Genomic DNA, 19,258 nt, shown 5'->3' with positions numbered 1-19,258 from the left:
CTCGATCCGGGTGACCTCCGAACCGTGCTGCGGACACCTGCTGCGAATGAGTTCACCCGGATGCGCTGCCGCCTGCGAAGGGGTGACTCGGCGCTCCGGCCCGCGCGCCACGCCACGGCGTTTCGGCCGCGAGCATCCGACGGCCGACGCCCGCGGTACGCGCATAAGGCGTGCCGTCGGAGTGAGCCGAGTCCATCCGACGCACACATCCAGTCGTTGCTCTCTGGTGGGGGGCGGTTTCGCCATGTAGCGTCACTGCCAGATGTCGTGGTTCGCCGTACCAGCCCGCGCTTCGGTGCGGGCATTCTGCTGTGCCGGTACGGGCCATGACGTCTCCGGGGCCGCGCGGTGCGGGTCCGGATCTCAACGGGAAGGCACGAGCATGGCCAGCGGAACCGTCAAGTGGTTCAACGCGGAAAAGGGTTTCGGCTTCATCCAGCAGGACGGCGGCGGGCCGGACGTCTTCGCGCATTACTCCGCCATCAACGCCACTGGCTTCCGTGAGCTCCAGGAAGGCCAGGCCGTCACCTTCGACGTGACCCAGGGGCAGAAGGGCCCGCAGGCGGAGAACATCACCACCGCCTGATCCCGCAGCCGAGGTCGCCCAGGCCCCCGGGAAGCACGACCCGAGGGCCTGGTCACCGGCAATCACCCGCTGCAAACACGTGCAGCGGTGCGGACAGCCCCTACCGAGCACGGTCACTGGGACACCCGAGCAATCTGTCTCGCACACAATCCGCGCCCTCATCGCGAGCGTCACGGCCCGATGCGAAGGCGCGAGGCGACATTTCGCCTCCACGGCCCCGGCCCCCTGCCGCGCGAACGCCGCTCCACCGGAGGGCACCCGGCAGCCACGACGTCATTCTGATGGATACCGCCCGGCCTGCGGAAGTCGCACCCAGCCGCGGCCGGTAACCCGTTTTCACCACCCCTGCCCCGGGGGGTGCTCCTGGCCCGAGCCGGGTAGGTGTTCGATGAGCAGGTCGGCAGACAGGCCTGCGGGACGATCCGCAGGGCCGGCGACACGTCGGATTCCCTGATCAGCCCCTCTCATCGAGGAGTCAGCAAGTGGAGTCAGACGAAGAGGCGGGTACCGGCGACCATCGGGCGCAGGCGATCGTGGTGGGCGCGGGGCCCGCAGGGTCGGCCGCGGCGCTGTACCTTGCTAGGGCCGGTGTGGACGTACTGCTGCTCGAGAAGGGCACCTTCCCCCGGGACAAGGTGTGCGGGGACGGCCTCACCCCGCGAGGCGTTCAGCAACTCGTACGCATGGGTGTCGACATCGATGCTCCGGGCTGGACGCGCACCAAGGGGATGCGGTGGGTGTGCGGAGGACGGCAGGTACACATCGACTGGCCCCGCTCGGGCAACCACCCGGACTTCGGTCTCACCCGCTCCCGGCACGACTTCGACGACATCCTGGCCCGTCAGGCCGTGGCCGCCGGGGCGCGGCTGTGCCTGGAGACGAAGGCGACAGGGCCTCTGACCGACCGGGCCGGACGCATCGTCGGCGTGAGCGCCCTGGCGGGAGCCGACAGGCGGCCGGTGAACTTCCGCGCCCCCGTCGTGATCGCCGCCGACGGTGCCTCCGCCCGAACCGCCCTGGCCATGGGCCTGGAGCGGGACCCGGGCAAGCCGATGGCCACCGCCGCTCGCCGCTATTACCGCAGCGAGGCCCGCACCAACGACCCCTACCTCGAACTCTGGGCCGATCTCCTCTGTTCCCGAACCGGACGTGACCTGCCGGGATACGGATGGATCTTCCCGCTCGGTGACGGCCGCGTGAATGTGGGCCTGGGCGCTCTGCCGCACCGCGGTCACGGAGCGGTCGACCTGAGGGCCACCATGGAGCAGTGGCTGACCCGGATGCCGGCGCACTCGGAACTGCGGGAGGAGAACGCCGACTCGCCGCTGCGCAGCGCCGCGCTTCCCATGGGGTTCAACCGTCGGCCGCAGTACCGTCGAGGGCTGCTCCTGGTCGGTGACAGCGGCGGCATGGTCAGCCCATGGAGCGGTGAGGGCATCGTCCAGGCCATGGAGGCGGGGGAGGTCGCCGCCGAGACCGTGGCTCTCGCTCTGCACCGCCCCACCGGCCTCGGGCGTGAGCAGGTTCTGCACCAGTACGTGAGCGAGGTGAACCGCCGCTGGGGCCGTTACTACCGGCTCGGCAACACCGTCGCCGACCTGGTGTTCGCCCGCTACGGTTACCGACCGCTCCTCAACCGCCGCGTCATGGCCTCACCCGCTCTGGTGCACACCCTCGCCCGACTGCTGACGCACGGAACCGACGCACCGTCCGACGACCTGATCGACACCGTGGTGCGCGGCCTCGTACGCATGGTTCCCGCGCCGAGCCGGCGTGCCCGCGGCCTGGGCGCGCGCGGTCGGTAACTCCGCAACAGTGCCTCCCGCCGTCCGAACCGTCCGGGAACCGCGGACTCACCACCAGGCAGAGGAGGTGTCCGAACCCCGCCGAGACGGGTTCGACCATGTGCGCGAGGTCTCGGCGGCGCCTTTGAGCGCCCACGCCCGATCGGCCGGCCCGCCCGGCCACGACGCGGAATCTCTTGGAGGGGAACGACGCCGAAGGGCGTTGGGGGTGGCGGAGGGCGGGAGCGGCGGGTACGGCGGCGGGGGAGGAACGCGTGGTCCGGCCGGCGCTGCCGCGGGGGTAGGCGGTGGCTCCGACGGAGGCCGTACCGGCTGCCGGGTCCGACGCTGTGCCGGGGCCGTCGGCGGCGGGCCCGGCGGTGGGGGCGGAGGCGGCTCCATCGCGGGCAGCAGTGGTCCTCCCGCGCGCAGTCGGGCAATGGTCAGTTCGGTCCGGCGTCGCGCGAGCGGGCCGTCATCACGCTCGTAGACGAGCCGGACGCCGGCGCTGCCCAGACTCTCGGTGGTGAGAAGCCGATAGCCGAGGGCGCGGGCGATCTCCTCGATCCGGCGTTGCCTCGGCGCGGATGCGTGGCCGGGCAGCAGCACGACACGGCCACGGCCGTCGAAGCGCGAACGTATCTCGTCGTCCTTCATCTGGCTCCGTCCTCGGGAACTCCGGCGGTTCCCCGGCCGCTGACCACGATCGTCGCACGGCCCGACCTCCCAGCGCACCGGCCTACCAACGGCACTCGTGCGCCTGGGCGACGGTCCCATGTCCGAGGCGGGCCTGCGGGGGTTGCGTAGAAGGAGCCCCGACTCGACCACATCCGGCAACTGTCGGCCGTACCCGCGTACGCCGCGGGATACGGAACCCGCCGCAGGGCTGGAGCCTGCTCGTGACTCCGACTCACCGGCACCCCACCTGGTGCGGTGAGCCATGAAGCCCAGGCGAGCACCGAGCCCCGGGCGCCGGATCGGTCCGGCGCCCGGCTGACCAGCCGTGACCTGCCGCTCCGCGGATCCCGAACGCTGTGTCCGGGCTCCCCCCACCGCTTGTCGTGCCACGCAACTCGTCAGGCGGCGGCCACTTCCGCATGCCCCGCCCGACGCGCGGCTCCGGGCCGGATCCCGCCTCCGCACAGGCCCCCTACGGGGCAGGCATGGGCCGAAGCGGGCTACTGCGGAGACGATCGGGTGAATCGATGAGACACACCGCAGTGGCTGGCGAAATCTGGCTAAAAAGATCCAGTCAGTGAACGCACATTCGCTCAAATGGCGGGCGACCCGTACTGGAAGGCTGACAGTGGGAACGCTGAACAAGCTGGAGCGGCGCTTCGAGGCATGGGTGAACGGCGCCTTCGCCAAAGCCTTCAAGTCTGCGGTCCAGCCCCTGGAGTTCGTCGGCGCGCTGCGGCGCGAGTGTGACGTCAATTCCAGAATCTGGAGCCAAGACCGCACCGTCGTACCCAACAGCTTCGTCGTCGAACTCAACAGCGACGACCACGAGCTGCACAGTACGTGCCTGGTGATGCTCGGTGAAGAGCTGGTCGAAAAGGTACGCGAGTACGCGGAATCGCAGCTCTATTCCTTTGTGGGCCCCGTAAAGGTCCAGTTGCAGTGTGCGGACGATCTGGAGACCGGACGGTACCGGGTGAGGAGCCGGATCGAGATCCCACCGGACGTGAAGCAGGCCATGGAGAACGCCGAACGCCGCGCACTGACAGCACGTGAGTGGGGAGGCCACGGGCAGGGCACGGCCTGGAGGCAGCCACCGCGCGCCCCTATCGGGGAGAAGCAGGTGCTGACCGTGGAACAGTTCATGGAGCATGAACTGTTCGTGGACAGCAACGGCATGCTCGTCAGAAGAGGCCTTCGCCCGGTCGCCAGGCCTTCTCATGTCCGCAGCACGAATGAACGTGGGCCGAAAGGTGCCGATGCCCCGGAGTTGCTCCCTTCCGGGCACGGACCACCCGCACGCCTCAACAGGCTCGGGGGCCGACCCCCTGATCGGCTCGCGGCAGCGACCGACAGGCACACGACTGCTGTTCCTGAGGTCCAGAACTACCCTCCTGCCGGCCTGTCGCAGCTGTCCGAGTCCGAAGTCGAGGACGCCCCCCGCGAAGATGCACGTCGCCGACCCGATGAACAAGGTAGGTCGATGGCGGAAGCATCCAGCCGCCGACGCGCCGAAGCCGTCCCCAAGAGCTCTTCAAGGTCATCGAAAGGACTGAACAGTATGACTAACGACCGTGACATCAGCGTCGGCATGCCTGCGTCTGACGGAGGGGACGACAGGCCGGATGTCTTCGGAGGTCACGGGCCGGATCGGTATGCCCCGACCGAGCCCCAGATGTCCGCGCCGAGAGAATCCATGCCGTCGGTGCGGTCGGCGGAAGAAGTCCTGCCCAATGAATACGGCCCCCGGGCTTCCGGCGGCGCCCCCGCAGCCCACCACCCCGGCGGGGCGCCTCTGTCACGCCCGTACGCCGGGCCGGCCCAGCCGGCAAGGTTCGCCGACGGCCCACCGGTCAACCACCGGCCCGCAGGCGCCTACATGCCTCCGGCGCTCGACCGATCCGGGCATGGAGCCGCGTTGGGACACAGCTCATCGGTGGAGCTCTCCTCCGATCGCCTCCTGCGTAACAGAGGGGGCGTTCGAGGAGGGCTCAGGAAACTGCGCATCGGCGGGCGGAGCGCCGAACGCGTACGGCAGCAGAAGCTGGCCGTACTGCGCACCCCGGTGATGGACTGCTACAAGATCGCAGTCATCAGCCTGAAGGGTGGGGTCGGCAAGACCACCACCACGACGGCCCTCGGTGCGATGCTCGCGACCGAACGGCAGGACCGTGTCGTGGCCATCGACGCCAACCCGGACGCCGGCACGCTCAGCCGCCGGGTGCGCCGGGAGACCAACGCGACCATCCGCGACCTGGTGGCCGACATTCCGAACCTGCCCAACTACATGGCGGTACGCCGCTACACCTCCCAGTCCCCGAGCGGATTGGAGGTCCTCGCCAACGACGTGGACCCCGCTCTGTCCACAGCGTTCAACGACGAGGACTACCGCCAGGTCGTCGGCTGCCTCGGACAGCACTATCCGATCATCCTCACGGACTCCGGCACCGGCCTGTTGCACAGCGCGATGGGAGGCGTCCTGGACCTCGCCGATCAGCTGATCGTCGTCGCCACTTCCAGTGTGGACGGCGCCGCCAGCGCGAGCACCACCCTGGACTGGCTCAATGCCCACGGATACTCTGACCTGGTCCAGCGGAGCATCACCGTGGTGTCCGAAGCGCGCAAGACCAGCAAGATCATCAAGCTGAACGACGTGGTCGCCCACTTCCGTGCCCGCTGCCGGGGTGTGGTGGTGATCCCCTTCGACGAGCACCTCTCTGCGGGAGCTGAGGTCGACCTGGCCAAGATGAGGACGCAGACCCGCGCGGCGTACTTCAACCTGGCGACGCTTGTGGCCGCGGACTTCCATCGCACCCAGCCCGAGCCCGTGGGCTGGCCCGCCCTTCCGCACTTGGGATACAACTCGGCCAGCGTCTTCTCGGCTCCCGTCTGGGGCTGACAACTGCCCGCCGACCTCGGGGCATGCCGTACGTTGCGGGCCCGCGGAGCAGCCGAAGTGCTGCTGCCGTCCGGGCCCGCAGGCGTGAGGAGCCGCGGCGTCATCCGAGCCCGTGTTCGACCGACTCGCGGATTCCGCCCGCCGGGCCGACCCGCGGGCGAGCCCGGCGGGGGCGGTGCGGCTCTCAGTGCGCGCACGGTTTTCGCGGGTGTCGTGCGGCGCGGTGCGTAGAGCTCCGCGAGGTCAGTGAGCGAGGTTGCGATGCCTCGCCGTCATACCGGGCGCAGGGCACGCGCTCGTGCAGGGCGAGAGGCTCAGGCGCCGGACACGACTCCAGTACGGCCCGCGCGGCTACGGGTGGACCCCAAGGGCCCGCGGCAACAGCGGCATCTGCTCGTAGGCGCTCATCCGGCCCCCGGGTGTTCCGTCGCGCCCTCCAGCCGTTGAGCCCGCCGGACCCGATGCCGAGGTACCAGCGCATCGCTCCGGACGATCTTCTCCCGGGGCCCCTGCCACACCTTCTCCACTGTGCGGCCGGACATCATGCGCGGTGCATACCGTCCTCACGCAGCCTCCAACGCACCGGTTGCGGGGGCGAGTGCAGGGCCGCTTGCCACGTACACGCCTCACGTCTGACCTCAACGCTCCATACACGCGGCGACGAAGAGCCGTCGCACGCGGGACGCGTGCTGCCGGGGTACGGACGTGACGCGGTGCAGGCCCCCGGGGGTCGACCGGAAACCCTCGCCGGTGACTTCCCGAAATGAGGGAAGTCGGAACAGCACGTAGCGCTCACGCACCAGACATGAGGAGCTGTCATGACTACCTTCGTCATCACCGTCCCGGGTACTTTCGTCGTCGACGTCACGGAGAGCTCCTGCGCATCCCTGAAGAGCAAGCTGGGTGCGCAGCGCACGGGCCTGAGCGAGAGCGAAGGCCTCGACCTCCTCACCCTCAACAACAACGGCACATTCTCGGTTCGACTCGAAGTCGATGCAGCAGACCGGTACGAGGCGGAACTGGACGCCTTGGGATTCGTGTCCACCGCCCTGCAGGAGACAGGTTTCGCGGAGAAGGACGCGCTCCTGGGAACGCCTGCCGTCACCGGGATCGACAGCGACATCTGACCTGCGTGCTCATCCGGGCTGCGGACTCCGCCCGGCAACACGAGGGCCTCCTGCCGGTGACGCGGTCGGACACCGGCCCTGGTCGGGGGCGTCCGTGCCTGATGGTGAGGGGTCCCGTGTTGCCTGGTGGCATCCGAGCCTGTGCAGGGCAGCATGAGCCGGGTGAATTCTCCTGCGGAGCCAGAGCGGACGCCCGATGGCCGTTACATCGTGGTCAACGGGAGGCGATGGCGGGCGACCGACCCGAAGATTCCCGAGGACGTCGCCGCCGACCTGCGCCGTCACCTCATGGCAGCCCGACGCGCCGTAGCGGCCTCGCGGAGGAACGAGGACACGGCAGCCGAGGGACGGGCGCGACGCAGGGTGCACACGGCAAAGCTGGCGCTCGGCGAGCGGGGCACCCCTTGGTGGGAACAGTCCGACGCCGAGCGGCGCCGACGCTGGGAGGACGGCGCCACCAGACTGGAGGACACGGAACAACCGGGGGAAGGCCACACCACACCGTAGGTGTTCCTCCGGTGGTGAAGTCCGGCCCGGAGGAAGCACGTAGGGGGAGGCCCGGCGAACGGGGCCGGCACGAGCAAGTCACCGAGGTTCCGCCCACCTCGCGGTGACCGTCCGGCCGGACCGGGTGCGGTACGTCGTCGGCGTGGAGCGGTTCCGCCCAGGTGGGCCCCGTTTACGTACCTTGATCGACCCGCCGCGGACTCGTCCCGCTCCCCGGCGCCGCGCCCACGCTGATCCGCGCTGTGTCCCCCACAAGGGGTGGGGTCGGGCAGCGACCGGGTGGACGGGCCACGCGCTTGTCGGTCAGCTTCGGGGTGACCCCACCGAGCGGGCCCACAGGTAGAGCGGGACCTGGAGCGGGAGGCGGCCGTAAGCGAGTGCCCGCGCCGGTGCAGGGCGGTGGCGCCAGTCGTACGCCATCTTGACGTTGGCGGGGAAGACGCCGGCGAAGAAGAGCGCGGTGGCTCGGGCGCTGAGGGGCCGGGTGCGAGGCACGATGAGTCCCACCGCGAGCGTCAGCTCCACAGCGGCGCTGGCCCGGGTCCAGGCCCTGGGGCCGCCGGGGAGGGATCGCGGTACGAGGGCATCGAACGGCTTGGGGGCGACGAAGTGCGCGACCCCGGCTGTGGCCAGGAGGCCGGCGAGCATCAGGGGAGAGCGCGGGACGCGGGGGACGAGTGCCATGAAGGCTCCTTGAGCTCGGTCGACGGTGCGGGCACGTAGGTTACCGCAGAGTAAGTAAGGTGCCGGGCACGCACCGTCGAGACGGCTGCCGACCAGACGACTGCCGCACCGTGCCGAGGGCGGCGTGGCGGGACACGACCTCCCTCATGGCTTGTGACGACGGGGGCAGGGATGGTGGCGGAACTCGAACGCAATCCGTGCGCAGCGGTTCGCCAGGCTCGGTCGCCCGCGATGATCTCCTGGCTTGGTCGATCCCAGCGACGGACGGACGGAGCCCCCGCTCGCATCCGCCTCGACGTCGCCACGGTCGAGCTTCTGGCACACATTGCTGAACTGGCCCTCGGTCGCGGTTCGCCGCAGCTATGCGTCCTCGGCAGGACAACCTCCCGCTCTCCCCCGGAGGACAGCCCCGCAGCACGATCAGTGCCTGGGCCGTGGGGGAGTGGCTCCGTAAACTCGGCATCCGGCTCGCCGAGGCTTGCTCGCCCCGCTGTTCCAGCTTGCGACCGAGCTGCCCGCCGCTGTCCTCGCCCGCACCAGACCGGAACACCCATCCAGCCGAGATCAGCCGCCGTACCTCACCGCAACATCCGATCACCGAACCGGGAATGCACAAATGAGATTCGACAACCACCGCGTGGTCATCACCGCTGCCGGCCGTCATTTCGGCCGTACCCTGGCCATCCTTCTTGCGGACCTCGGTGCCGAGGTCTTTCTCTCCGCGCGCACACTCGCCGCCGCTGAGCACGTCCGCGATGAAATTCGCAGTCGAGGACACCAGCAGGTCCATGCCTTCGCCTGCGACCTGACTGACCCCGCCTCGATCCGCGATTTCGCCGCGGGCGTCGCCCGGCACACCGACCGCGTCGACGTACTGATCAACAACGGCTCCCGCTACCTCGAAGGCCCAGACCTCCTTTCCGCTGCCGACACCGACATCGTCGACACCATCGCGTCCGGTGCCACCGGCACCGTCCTGACCGTGAAGAACTTCCTTCCTCTCCTCCTCCAATCGGACAGGCCGGACGTCGTGACCATGGTCTCCGCCTGTGGGACAGCTGGTCATCACCGCTCGGACGCGCACGACGCCTTCTACGCAAGCAAGAGCGCCCAGGCAGGGTTCGCCGAGATCCTCTCCAAGCGGTTGCGGCCTCAGGGGGTCCGGGCGATCTCCCTCTATCCGCCTGACTTCGACAATCCCGACCCGCGCTCCGCGGAGTGGAAGACCACCCCGCGCGAGGCCCAAGACGCCCTCACCGCGCAATCGCTGGTGGAATGCATCCTCTTCGCTCTCGCCCAGCCCCGCGACTGCTTCATCAAGGCGTTCCACTTCGAACAGGTCTGACCGAGCCGTGCCTCACCTACGCGCAGCGACTGACGCCGGTTCGGGCGGCACATGGTCCCGAACCGGTGGTGTCTCGGCAGGTCCGATATCCGACTCCACCGAAGGTCCGCCAGGACGACCTGCCCCGCACCCACCCGGCTTCCTCGACTGCCGAAGGGGCCGAGCGGCCAGTTGGCGAGTTCCGAGTGTCCGCGGACGTTGCCGCAGCCGCGTGGCTCTGGTGGACTTGATGTTCAGGGAGGACACGGGCTTGCTCGACTCGCTCCCCGACCCGCTTGGAAGCCAGCCTTGTTCCGCCTCTGCGCATGCTTGCGCAGGTGCTCGGTGAGTCGGATGATCCTGGTGCGCTGGTGAAGGCGGCCCGGCTGGTCGAGCAGTGTGGTGTTCCCCGCGAAGAGTGTTCGCCTGAGTTGCAGCCGATGCTGGACCGCCCCCCCCAGAAGTCCCTAACGGAGGCGCGCGGTCGCGAGGTGAATCTTGAAGCCGCAGGGGACGCGCCCGTCCGACGTCGTCAGATCCCTCACGTCGGCGAAGAAGGCTACGCGCAGACGCTCCACAGTCGCGCGGTCGAGCGGACCAAGATCGTAAAGACTGGAGACAGCAGCCCATACCTGGCCGACCGGTCCGCTCAAATCGATCGGCACGGTCTCCCAGTCAACTGCCGTGAAGCCGGCTGGGCCGAGAACTTCGTCGAGCCCTTCGCGGCTGCGTGTTCTCCTGTCCCCCAACGCCGGAATGCGATGAGAGGCCGGTGTCTCCTGAATCGTGCGCCGCAGTAGCGTGAGGAACCGTTCGTAGGCCTCGCCGCCCACGGCCCCGCCTCCCACTACGCATGCCAGAACCCCACCGGGAGACAGAACTCTGGCGACCTCGGATACGACTCGTTCGATCTCGCCCATCAACATCAGCGCCATGTGGGAGACGCAGGCGTCGAAGCTGCCGTCGGCGAAGGACAGCTCCTGGACTCGGCCCTCTTCCAGCTTTGCTTCGGACAGTGCTGGTCGACGTCGCGCCAGCGCCAGAGAGTGCGCAGACAGGTCCACCCCAGCGAGTTCCCTCCCGGCCCTGCGGGCCAGAAGCTCAAGCAGCAGGCCGTCGCCGCAGCCCAGGTCCAGCACGCGCATGCTTCCTGCTACCCGATCACACAAGATCTCGTAACTGGACCGGCCGTCCGGAGCACGGCCACGGCCGAACGCTTCCGCGGTCACCGTCGGGTGCTCTGCGTGGAACTCCTGGAGAAATGCTTCTTGGGATGCCGTAGTCGTCACTCGTCCAACCTACGGCGCCGGCTTGACACTCAGTCGGTCTTTTTGAGGGTAAGAAGCGCGGGCGTGTAGCAGCTCCGGTTCCCGCCCTCCCCATCACGCCGCGTCGGCTTGCTTGGCACCTCGCGGTGCCAGGCCCTCCGGACGCTCGACCCGTGGTCCTGAACCCGCCGGTCGTGCCGATGCCCGACCCGCCCCATGCGCCGGCCCGTCCGAGGCCAGGAGGGAGCGTCGAGGGCAGGTCCCATGGCCGCGTCGCTCTGCTGCCGACCTCGGAAACCGCAGCGAGCTCCATCAGCCGCGCCACGGACCGGGACGCCGTGGGGTGCGCGACGCACCCGGTTTTCGTGCCTCACCGCGATCAAGGCCACACGGTCAATGGGGGTGTGGGGAGACTGTGCCAGCGCCCGCAAGGCAGGAACTACAAGCAAGGCGGACGCTGGCCGGCCCCCTGGGTCGCTGATTCAGAAGGAGGCGGCGGCCGGGGCGGTCGCGGTCCTGGAAGCGGCCCGGATGCGACTGTCGCCGGCTGCAGCCGTGTACGGGGTGGATGACGAGGCACCCTCAACTTCTGCCGAATGAAGGCATGTTGGTGATGCCAAGCGGGTGGCCCCGGTCGGACGGTGGCAGCGTACGCCGCACCGAATCCGGCTCGCAGCAGTGCGATGTCGGCGACATAGCAGATCTCTCCCCACGCGCCCGGCAACGCCAAGTCCACGCGGGCTTTGCCCGGTTCGTGCACGGCTCGGGGTCTTCGCGCCGGGGCGAGGGCTACGGGTATGGCATCGAAGCCGGCCCTTCGGAACGTCTCGACCAGCAGTCCCGAGCCCGACTGCGAGACCGCGGCCCGGTCGCCGCCCTCGAGGTGGACGTGCGGGGACGACCGGCTACGCTTCTCCACCTGGAGAGTGCTTCTTCCCTCGCAGCTGACAGGACCCTCGGCAAGTCCCATCGTTGCAGGTCAGCTGTTCATTTGGTCAAGGGCCCGGACCGCCCGACTCGTGAAAGCCCGAAGCTGAGAAAGTCAGTTCTGTGGCAAGGGAGCGACAGCATGACAGGTAGGGAAACCTCGTTCGACCGGCCGCGGCGCCGGCGACTTGGCCAGGACATGAACAGGCGATCCACGGGCGAGAGCGTCGCGCCGCTGAGGCCCGCCTTCCGCCGGATCGGTACCGGCTTGGCAAGCACGGCCCTGGCCGCAGCGGTAGCGCTGCTCGCCACTTCCTGCACGGCCGTGGGTAAGGAGAATGCGTCGTCATCGTCAGTCGGCACCCTCGTCCCGTCGAAGGGCGCTTTGCTGGGGCACTACTACGGTAACGGCACCGTGGAGGAGACCGACGCCCGTATCGGGACGACCCCCAAGATCCACCTCACCTACTACCGTTGGGAAGACGACTGGTCCGCCTCCGAACCCACCCGGGACGACCTCAGCGGCAACCGAGTCCCCCTGGTGAACTGGGAACCGTTCGACGTCGACTTCAACGACATCATCGACGGATCGCTGGACGCGACCATCGAGAAGCAGGCCGACGGAGCGAAGAAGCTGGGCAAACCGTTCTTCCTCGATTTCGCCGCGGAGATGAACGAGGAGGAAGGCTGGGGCGGGCACGACCCGGAGCAGTACATCGCCGCCTACCGTCATATCCACGACGTTTTTGAACACCGTGGCGCCGCGAACGTCATCTGGGTCTGGGCGCCGAACGTTACCGACAGCCCCGACGCTCCCGACACCATGGCGTACTACCCGGGAGACCGCTACGTGGACTGGACGGGCGTCGACGGATACAACTGGGGCACCTCCGAACCCGACTTCGGGTGGCAGAGCTTCACGGACCGCTTCGGGGACATCTACGGCAAGCTCGCCGGGAAGGGCAAGCCGATCATCATCTGCGAGACGGCGTCCGATGAGGTCGGGGGAAGCAAGGCCGAGTGGATTCGCGGCATCGTCCCGGGCCTGAAGGAAGAGTTTCCTCTGATCAAGGCCCTCGTGTGGTTCGACGTCGACAAGGAGCGGCACTGGCAGATCGACTCGTCGCCCGAGACCCTCGCGGCCTACCGGCGGATGGCGGCAGACCCCCATTTCGCGCCGTAAAACACCTTGCGCATGGCGCAGCTTGGGGCCCTCGCTCGCCCCGGCGGCGTCGACAGCCCCGGCCGCGTCCCGTCCCGTTCCGGCCTTCATCGTGCGGGGAGGACGCAGCCGTCCCGGGCCTGCGCTCGCTGGACGGTAACCGCGTACGCGAGGCCCGGCAAGGCTTCCTCAGACGGTGGAGAATCCTGGTACCGAGTCTCCGTTCAGGGCCCACAGGGCTGCGGTGTACCAGAGGAGGGCCATGCCGAGTACGAGCAGGGCGCCCATCGCCGGGAGGAGCAGGCCGGGGAGGCGTCTGCTGCGTACGACGATGACCTTGGCCACGAACGCCCCGTAGAGGGCGCACCCGGCGAAGGAGTGGATCGCGACCCGCGGAGTCGTCGTCTCGATCCCGTAGGTCGTCAGGCAGTGGTAGGCGATCGGCAGTGAGAAGAGAAACGTGAGGAACCCGAGCACGCGGTGTCCCAGGCGCACCGGCCGGGGTGCGGAGCGGGCGCCTGGCAGGCGCCCGTACATCCACAGGGCGAGAGCGAGCTGGATGAAGGCGAGGCCGAGCAGGGCGGTGCTGAGTTGGGCTTTGAGGTCTACTGCGGCGGTGCCGTGCCGACCGTAGAGTCCGTTGTCGTAGCGCGGCGTGTGATGGGTCCCGAAAAGATAGATCCCGACACCGACTGCGACAGGCAGAAGGACGGCGAGCACGGCGCCGGTCGCGAGCTTCGTGCCGCCGCCTTCGCCGCGCTGCGAACCGGTGCCGTCGAGCCGACTCAGCTCTCGACCTTATTGCCCTTGGCGTCAAGGACATACCACTCGGCGCCGAACTGGTTGAGGCCCTGGCCGTTGGTCTGGCCGGGCTTGGTGTCCGCGGCGTAGTAGTACAGGGGGTGGCCGTTGTAGGTGACCTGTTCGTCGCCGCCGGAACGCTTGGTGGTGTCGAGGAGCTTCTTGTCCACGCCGCTGCCGACCTTGGCGGCGCCCTTGGTCAGGAGGGGCGGCCAGGCCTTGGCGCAGGCATTCGTGCAGTTCGACTTGTTCTTCGTGTCGGCGAGGAAGAGGTAGAGGGTGTTGCCCTTGTCGTCAACGAGGATGCTGCCGAGCTTGCCCTCGGACTTCGTGTCCACGGTGGCCGGTGCCGAGGGAGAGGCGCTGGAGTAGGTGGGCCCGTGCCCCTCCGCCGAGGTGCTGTCGGAGCACCCGGTGAGGACGGCGGCGAGAAGCAGTGTGGCCGTACCGGTGGCAGCGGTAGCGGTGCGTTTCATTCAGGACTCCGTAGATGAGAGGGCTCGGGGCCCCATGTCTCTGCCCGGATGCGACCCTCCGCTCACAGCGTCCGCGACAAGACCACTCACCCGGGGGCACGCCGACAAGGCGCACGCAAGGAAAGGACCTCCACGCCACTCGGCACGCCTTCCGATGACCACCGCCGTGCCCGGTCACGGTGAGTCCCGGTACCCCGTTCCCGCCGGCTTGGCCGCAGGCTTTCGTGGGTGGCGAGGAGCGAGCGTCAAGGCGCTCGACGTGGCCGAGGGGGTCCACCCGTAGGTGCCCAGATGTGCGCTTTCGTCTCTCGCCCGGTGGCGAACCTTCCCCTTGATTACGGGCACCCGGAAACCGGGACCCAACTGATCGTTTCAGAATGCGGCTCGCGGGCGGCGGAGGCATGCAAGGCTGCAGACCAGCTCGAGCAGGCCCTGGTGGGGATCCGCGTGTCGTCGGAAGCGGATGTGGAGCCGTTTGAACTGGTGCAGCCCGGCGAACGCGCGCTCACCGACTCAGCGCACCTTGCTCGGCCCGGGGCGGTGGACGGCGTACGCGGTGTCAACCAATCATGGGCTTGGTGCCACACCACCACAGCAGGGTGCTTCCAGCGCCCATCGGCCGGTCTCGGGGCCGGCGAGCAGCCGCCAGGAGCTGACCCCATGGACCTGCGGTTGAGCAGGACGAGGGACGTCTGTTCGCGACCACTCGCTCCACGCCTCCGCAATCGCGCTGTCGGCCACGTCACCGACATCATCACGTTCGCTGCCCAGCTCATACGGGCCTTGACCCCTGGTCCTGGACACACGAGATACTGGATCTTGAGGATCTGAGGACGGGCATCTCGCGGTCATGAAGAACTGTCCGCCGGAGTTCAAGGTGGACGCGGGCGCGCTGTACGGGGCGCGGCCGGAAGCGAGGATCAGGTCGGTCGCCGCCGACCTGGGGATCAACCCGGAGACGCTGCGGAACTGGGTGAGGGCGGCCGGGGTGAGCCGTCCCCGGGGCCGCCGGACGCAGGAACCGGCTCCGCTGGAGGCGGAGAACTCGGCTCTGCGGAAGCGGGTCCGTGAGTTGGAGGAGGAACGCGAGATCCGGCGGAAGGCGGCGAAGTATTTCGCCGGGGAGACGCGCTGGTGAGGACCCGTAATTTAACTACTGCCGGTTTCTGGCCGATACCTCTGCGACTCGATGCAGTTGGGCTGTTGTGGCCATTGCGGATGAAGTCCTGACGGTGCTGGATACGAAGTTCGCGGTGGTGCTGCCGCATCTGGACGAGCGGCAGCGCTGTCTGTATCTGGCTTCCGAGGCGGAGGCTCTGGGGCATGGTGGGATCGCGGCCGTGGCCAGGCTGGCGGAGGTTTCGGAGTCGACTGTGGCACGAGGGCGTGCGGAACTCGCGCTCGGAGCAACAGTGTTGGGGCGGATTCGCAGACCGGGCGGCGGGCGCAAGTCCGCTGCCGAGCGCGACCCTGGTCTGTTGGCGGCTCTCGACTTGCTGATCGAGCCGCGTGCGGTGGGTGATCCAGTGTCCCCGTTGCGCTGGACCACCGCCTCGCTGCGGGACTTGTCCCAGGAATTGACCGTTGCTGGTCATCCGGTCAGTGCCCCGGTAGTCGGTGGTCTGCTGCGTGCGATGGGCTTCAGTCTGCAGGGCATGGCCAAGACGCGGGCCGGCAGTCAGGTGCCCGACCGAGACGCCCAGTTCCGTCACATCAACACCGCTGCCGAACGTTTCCTGTCGCAGGGCCTGCCGGTGGTGAGTGTGGATGCGAAGCAGAAGGAACCGATCGGCGACTTCGCACGCCCCGGCCGCACCTACCGCCCCAAAGGGCAACCGATCACCGCTCCGGATCACGACTTCTTCCGCCCCGACACCCCGTTCGCCATTCCATACGGCATCTACGACCTGGGCCGCGACAGCGGCTGGGTGAATGTGGGCACCGACCGCAACACCGCTGCCTTCGCGGGGGAGTCCCTGCGCCGCTGGTGGAAGGTCCAAGGGCGCCTCGATCATCCCAGCACCGATCGCTTGCTCGTCACCGCCGATGCCGGAGGGGCCAACTCGGCGGACTCCCGCCTGTTCAAAATGGGCCTGGCCGACTTCGCCGACGAGTCCGGGCTGAGTATCACCGTCATGCACTTCCCACCAGGTACTTCAAAATGGAACAAGGTGGAACATCGTCTGTTCTCCCGGATCACCCACAGCCTGCGCGGGCAGCCGCTGACCAGCTACGAGGTACTGCTGGAGACCATCTCGGCCACCCGCACCAGCACCGGACTGACCGTCCAGGCCGTGCTGGACGAGAACGCATACCCCACCGGGCGCGTGCTCACCCGAGCCGAACGCCAGAGCGCCGAGCGACGCGTCGAACGCGATGAGTTTCATGGTGAGTGGAACTACACCATCGCCCCGCAGGACCCCGGCCAGCAGCCTCCGGAGGATTCACGGGCCGAGTCGGGCCCTCCGATCCCGGCCGTGGCCACCTTCCTCCTCACCCACCACGCACTCACTGGCATGACCCGAGAACACTTCGAGCAGCTCGTGGTCCAGCTCGAACCGTGCCAACTGCTCCTGACCGAAGCCGAACGCCAGAGCGCAGACAGGGACGGTCGCGGACGTAACCCCGGTTTCGGCACCCTCGATCACCGCCACCGTGTCCTGGTCGCCGTACTCCGCAGCCGCAACACCGTCACCTTGACTCTCGCGGCCGAACTGATGGGCCGCAAGCGCAACGTGCTGAGCTACCACGCCGGGAGATCCAAGCCGATGCTGGCCTTCGCCGGACCCGAGCTCGCCAGAGTCCTCGTCTTCCACAGGCCCCACCCTCCCCGCACGCTCGAAGCCTTGAAGTGCCTGATCGAGCACCACGACGAGATCAACTCAAGCAGTAGTTAAATTACGGGTCCTGAACCGCTTTCAGTGTGTCGCCGATCTACAGCGCCGTTACGGTGTGCAGCGGCTCTGCAGCATCCTCGGCGTCAGCCGCTCGAGCTTCTACTACTGGCGCCGGACAGCTGCGGACCGGGCCGCCCGGCAGGTGACCGACGCACAGTTGGCCGCCCGGATACGGGCGGTGCACCAGGAATCGGACGGCACCTGCGGAGCCCCGAGAATCACCGCCGAACTCCAGGAGACGAGCGGCGAGGCGGTCAGCCACAAACGCGACGCCGGGATCCTGCGGGCGTTCGAGGTCGAAGGGGTCCGGTTGCGCCGCCGCCTTTGATCAAGACCCCCGTGTCAACAACGTCCATGGTTAGTAGACTTAGTGGTCTGCGCCGTAAGTCCTTCGGGGGTTGATCATGCGGCCAGGGCGACGGAGGATTCTTCGTGCCGGCCGGGTTGGTGCCGGTCGAGTCGGGCCAGTAGATCGTCCGGGTCGGAGGTGGTGAACTTCCACTGGAACGACTGGGCCGTGGTGTTGTAGCGGTCTTCGAATTCTCGGAGCCGGTCCCGGACCTCATCGAGGTCGCCAGCCAGGAGGCGTGCACCGGGGTGTGGACCAGGACCGCGTTCGGGAACGCGGCGGCCAACCGGTCGACGGATTTCTGGCCGCGGTGGGAGGAGCCGTTGTCGACGGTCCAGAACACGCGCTTCGCGCTGGCGTAGGGCTCCTGGGCCATGACCTGGGTGACCAGGCGCATGAACGGGTCGATGCCGGTGCGTGGTTCGCAGCGGCCGAACGCCTTGGCGCGGTGGACGTCGTAGGCGGCCAGGGCGCCGCCGCGGCCGTAGGTGTGGTTGACGCGCATCGCGCGGGTCTGCCCGGGGGCGAGGGAGGGGTGGCAGCGGCAGCGGGCCTGGACGGAGGTCTTCTCGTCCGCGCTGATGCCGTACTCGTCCGCGCCCAGCTGCTCGCCCTCAAGGGTACGGGCGTATAGATCCAGGACCCGCTGGGCCTTGGGCCGGAAGTCGGGGTCGGTGATGAAGATCCAGGACTGGTACTGCCAGGGCTTGTGCGCGTCTTCGCGCAGCCAACGGCGCACCGTGGACGCGGAGACGGCCGCGGTGATGCCGCGCGCGGTGAGCTCGGCGGCCAGTTCAGGACACGACCAGCGGGAGAGCTGGATGCCGCTCTCGTCGGGGAGCTGGCAGGCCAGCGCCTTGGCCACAGCGACCTGCACGGGGGTGAACCGGGCGGGGCGCCCGGACCGTTTGCGGTCGGCCAGGGCTGGCAGCCCACCATGGGCGAACCGGCCCCGCCAGGTTCGGACCGTGTCGAGAGCAGACTGGAGCTGCACGTATGATGGCCCGCCGACCCGCAGGGCGGCGGGCCCGTCATGATCGTTGAATGTTCATCAGCAGCAAGTCGGGCAGTCGGGTGCCTAAGCGGGCGTCTCGCGTGTCACCGAGGAGCGGAGGCGCTCACGCGGCGGACCGGACCTCGATCGCCTGGCTGAGGACGGACTGCTCATCGTCGGGAAGCCGACGTTCGGCGTGGAGCATGCGCAGGGCGGTGGTGATGCGTTCGTCGTCCTCGGGTGTGCCGAGGCTGCCCATGTACGGAGGCAGCAGCAGACTCAGGGCTTCGAGGTCCGTGCGTGCGCAGAGCCGCGTGAGGAGTTCGCCGACCGGGTCCTCGTGCTGCTGTGGTGCGGAGAGGGCGGTGGCACGCAGTCCTGCGGCGATGCGGTAGCGGAGCCATTGCTGGTGGGGGCCGGCCGGGACCGCGTCGATGTGCCGGGCCGCGGCCTCGAAGTGCTCGCGGGCCTTGTCGATCTGGCCCAGGTCCCGGTGGGCTCGGGCCATGCTGCCGTGCAGTGAGGCGTAGAAGCCGCGGACACGGTCGTCACCAACCTTGTCGGCCCGGTTCAGGCACTCCTGGTTCCAGTGCAGGGTCTCCTGCGGGGTCGGCTGGTGCCGGGCGAGGTAATGCGCGGCGATGCAGGCGTCGTAGTCGTCCTCGGCTGCATCCCACGCTTGGAGGAACAGGTCCCGGGCCTGGGCATCTCGTCCTTCGGTCTCGGCCTGCATGCCCTGCGCGCACAACTGCACGACGACGTTCTGGGGGTCGGTCACGGTTCTCCTTGGAGTGA

At 68.5% G+C, this 19,258-nt stretch carries 15 protein-coding genes and 2 pseudogenes; 10 read left to right on the top strand and 7 right to left on the bottom strand.

Features of this window, described 5'->3' with window-relative positions; all coding sequences use genetic code 11:
- The first annotated feature begins 382 nt into the window (after nt 1-382).
- From JOC24_RS13950 to JOC24_RS13930, 5 genes are all read left to right on the top strand, one after another.
- Nucleotides 383-586 (top strand): cold-shock protein, encoded by a 204-nt coding sequence (locus tag JOC24_RS13950; RefSeq protein ID WP_014158060.1) that lies wholly within the window; start codon nt 383-385, stop codon nt 584-586.
- 482 nt (nt 587-1,068) lie between these two features.
- Nucleotides 1,069-2,391, top strand: coding sequence for a geranylgeranyl reductase family protein (locus JOC24_RS13945; protein ID WP_205020561.1), 1,323 nt, complete (start codon nt 1,069-1,071; stop codon nt 2,389-2,391).
- Nucleotides 2,392-3,625: 1,234 nt separating this feature from the next.
- Nucleotides 3,626-5,947 carry an FhaA domain-containing protein gene (locus JOC24_RS13940; RefSeq protein WP_307792693.1) on the top strand — a complete coding sequence of 774 codons (2,322 nt, stop codon included), beginning with the start codon at nt 3,626-3,628 and terminating at the stop codon, nt 5,945-5,947.
- Nucleotides 5,948-6,765: 818 nt separating this feature from the next.
- Nucleotides 6,766-7,074: a hypothetical protein gene (locus tag JOC24_RS13935; RefSeq protein ID WP_205020560.1), complete on the top strand. Its 309-nt coding sequence runs from the start codon at nt 6,766-6,768 to the stop codon at nt 7,072-7,074.
- A gap of 153 nt (nt 7,075-7,227) precedes the next feature.
- The gene (locus JOC24_RS13930; protein ID WP_205020847.1) at nt 7,228-7,581 is read left to right on the top strand and encodes a hypothetical protein; all 354 of its coding nucleotides are present in this window, start codon (nt 7,228-7,230) and stop codon (nt 7,579-7,581) included.
- A gap of 303 nt (nt 7,582-7,884) precedes the next feature.
- Here the strand turns inward: JOC24_RS13930 and JOC24_RS13925 are convergent, their stop codons facing one another.
- Entirely contained in the window at nt 7,885-8,265 is a 381-nt protein-coding gene (locus JOC24_RS13925; protein ID WP_205020559.1) for a DoxX family protein, read from the bottom strand.
- 616 nt (nt 8,266-8,881) lie between these two features.
- On the opposite strand from JOC24_RS13925, the gene JOC24_RS13920 reads away from it, so the two are divergent.
- Nucleotides 8,882-9,610: an SDR family oxidoreductase gene (locus JOC24_RS13920; protein WP_205020558.1), complete on the top strand. Its 729-nt coding sequence runs from the start codon at nt 8,882-8,884 to the stop codon at nt 9,608-9,610.
- Between the two features lie 446 nt (nt 9,611-10,056).
- On the opposite strand, the gene JOC24_RS13915 is transcribed toward JOC24_RS13920, so the two are convergent.
- A complete protein-coding gene (locus JOC24_RS13915; protein ID WP_307792700.1) occupies nt 10,057-10,818 on the bottom strand; it encodes a class I SAM-dependent methyltransferase in 762 nt (253 codons plus the stop codon).
- A 1,108-nt stretch (nt 10,819-11,926) separates the two neighbouring features.
- On the opposite strand from JOC24_RS13915, the gene JOC24_RS13910 reads away from it, so the two are divergent.
- Nucleotides 11,927-12,967: a glycoside hydrolase family 26 protein gene (locus JOC24_RS13910; RefSeq protein WP_205020556.1), complete on the top strand. Its 1,041-nt coding sequence runs from the start codon at nt 11,927-11,929 to the stop codon at nt 12,965-12,967.
- A 168-nt stretch (nt 12,968-13,135) separates the two neighbouring features.
- Here the strand turns inward: JOC24_RS13910 and JOC24_RS13905 are convergent, their stop codons facing one another.
- The 3 genes and pseudogenes from JOC24_RS13905 to JOC24_RS13895 all read right to left on the bottom strand — a co-directional run.
- Nucleotides 13,136-13,666 carry a DUF6529 family protein gene (locus JOC24_RS13905; RefSeq protein ID WP_205020555.1) on the bottom strand — a complete coding sequence of 177 codons (531 nt, stop codon included), beginning with the start codon at nt 13,664-13,666 and terminating at the stop codon, nt 13,136-13,138.
- Between the two features lie 65 nt (nt 13,667-13,731).
- A complete protein-coding gene (locus JOC24_RS13900; RefSeq protein ID WP_205020554.1) occupies nt 13,732-14,223 on the bottom strand; it encodes a COG4315 family predicted lipoprotein in 492 nt (163 codons plus the stop codon).
- Between the two features lie 372 nt (nt 14,224-14,595).
- Nucleotides 14,596-14,821, bottom strand: a pseudogene (locus JOC24_RS13895) (IS5/IS1182 family transposase); the annotation flags it as partial.
- Nucleotides 14,822-15,073: 252 nt separating this feature from the next.
- Between JOC24_RS13895 and JOC24_RS13890 the strand changes: the two are divergent.
- The 3 genes and pseudogenes from JOC24_RS13890 (at nt 15,074) to JOC24_RS34185 (ending at nt 17,448) form a co-directional block, all read left to right on the top strand.
- Nucleotides 15,074-15,361 (top strand): transposase, encoded by a 288-nt coding sequence (locus tag JOC24_RS13890; RefSeq protein ID WP_205020553.1) that lies wholly within the window; start codon nt 15,074-15,076, stop codon nt 15,359-15,361.
- A 73-nt stretch (nt 15,362-15,434) separates the two neighbouring features.
- A pseudogene (locus JOC24_RS13885) lies at nt 15,435-16,652 on the top strand (ISAzo13 family transposase); the annotation flags it as partial.
- A gap of 478 nt (nt 16,653-17,130) precedes the next feature.
- The gene (locus tag JOC24_RS34185) at nt 17,131-17,448 is read left to right on the top strand and encodes an IS3 family transposase (protein ID WP_374104499.1); all 318 of its coding nucleotides are present in this window, start codon (nt 17,131-17,133) and stop codon (nt 17,446-17,448) included.
- Here the strand turns inward: JOC24_RS34185 and JOC24_RS13875 are convergent.
- Nucleotides 17,375-18,463, bottom strand: a complete 1,089-nt coding sequence (locus tag JOC24_RS13875; protein ID WP_307792692.1) for an IS630 family transposase — start codon at nt 18,461-18,463, stop codon at nt 17,375-17,377. The two genes, JOC24_RS34185 and JOC24_RS13875, sit on opposite strands and share 74 nt — an antisense overlap.
- Before the next feature lie 124 nt (nt 18,464-18,587).
- Entirely contained in the window at nt 18,588-19,241 is a 654-nt protein-coding gene (locus JOC24_RS13870; protein WP_307792691.1) for a hypothetical protein, read from the bottom strand.
- Nucleotides 19,242-19,258: the final 17 nt, after the last annotated feature.

This window comes from Streptomyces sp. HB132, from assembly GCF_016909575.1.
Taxonomy (GTDB): Bacteria; Actinomycetota; Actinomycetes; order Streptomycetales; family Streptomycetaceae; genus Streptomyces.
This window is presented reverse-complemented; position numbering and strand designations above follow the sequence as displayed.

Coding starts and splice junctions, on each gene's coding strand:
- JOC24_RS13950 (WP_014158060.1), top strand. CDS start 383: ATGGCCAGCGGAACCGTCAAGTGGTTCAACGCGGAAAAGGGTTTCGGC.
- JOC24_RS13935 (WP_205020560.1), top strand. CDS start 6,766: ATGACTACCTTCGTCATCACCGTCCCGGGTACTTTCGTCGTCGACGTC.
- JOC24_RS13930 (WP_205020847.1), top strand. CDS start 7,228: ATGAGCCGGGTGAATTCTCCTGCGGAGCCAGAGCGGACGCCCGATGGC.
- JOC24_RS13925 (WP_205020559.1), bottom strand. CDS start 8,265: ATGGCACTCGTCCCCCGCGTCCCGCGCTCTCCCCTGATGCTCGCCGGC.
- JOC24_RS13920 (WP_205020558.1), top strand. CDS start 8,882: ATGAGATTCGACAACCACCGCGTGGTCATCACCGCTGCCGGCCGTCAT.
- JOC24_RS13910 (WP_205020556.1), top strand. CDS start 11,927: ATGACAGGTAGGGAAACCTCGTTCGACCGGCCGCGGCGCCGGCGACTT.
- JOC24_RS13900 (WP_205020554.1), bottom strand. CDS start 14,223: ATGAAACGCACCGCTACCGCTGCCACCGGTACGGCCACACTGCTTCTC.
- JOC24_RS13890 (WP_205020553.1), top strand. CDS start 15,074: ATGAAGAACTGTCCGCCGGAGTTCAAGGTGGACGCGGGCGCGCTGTAC.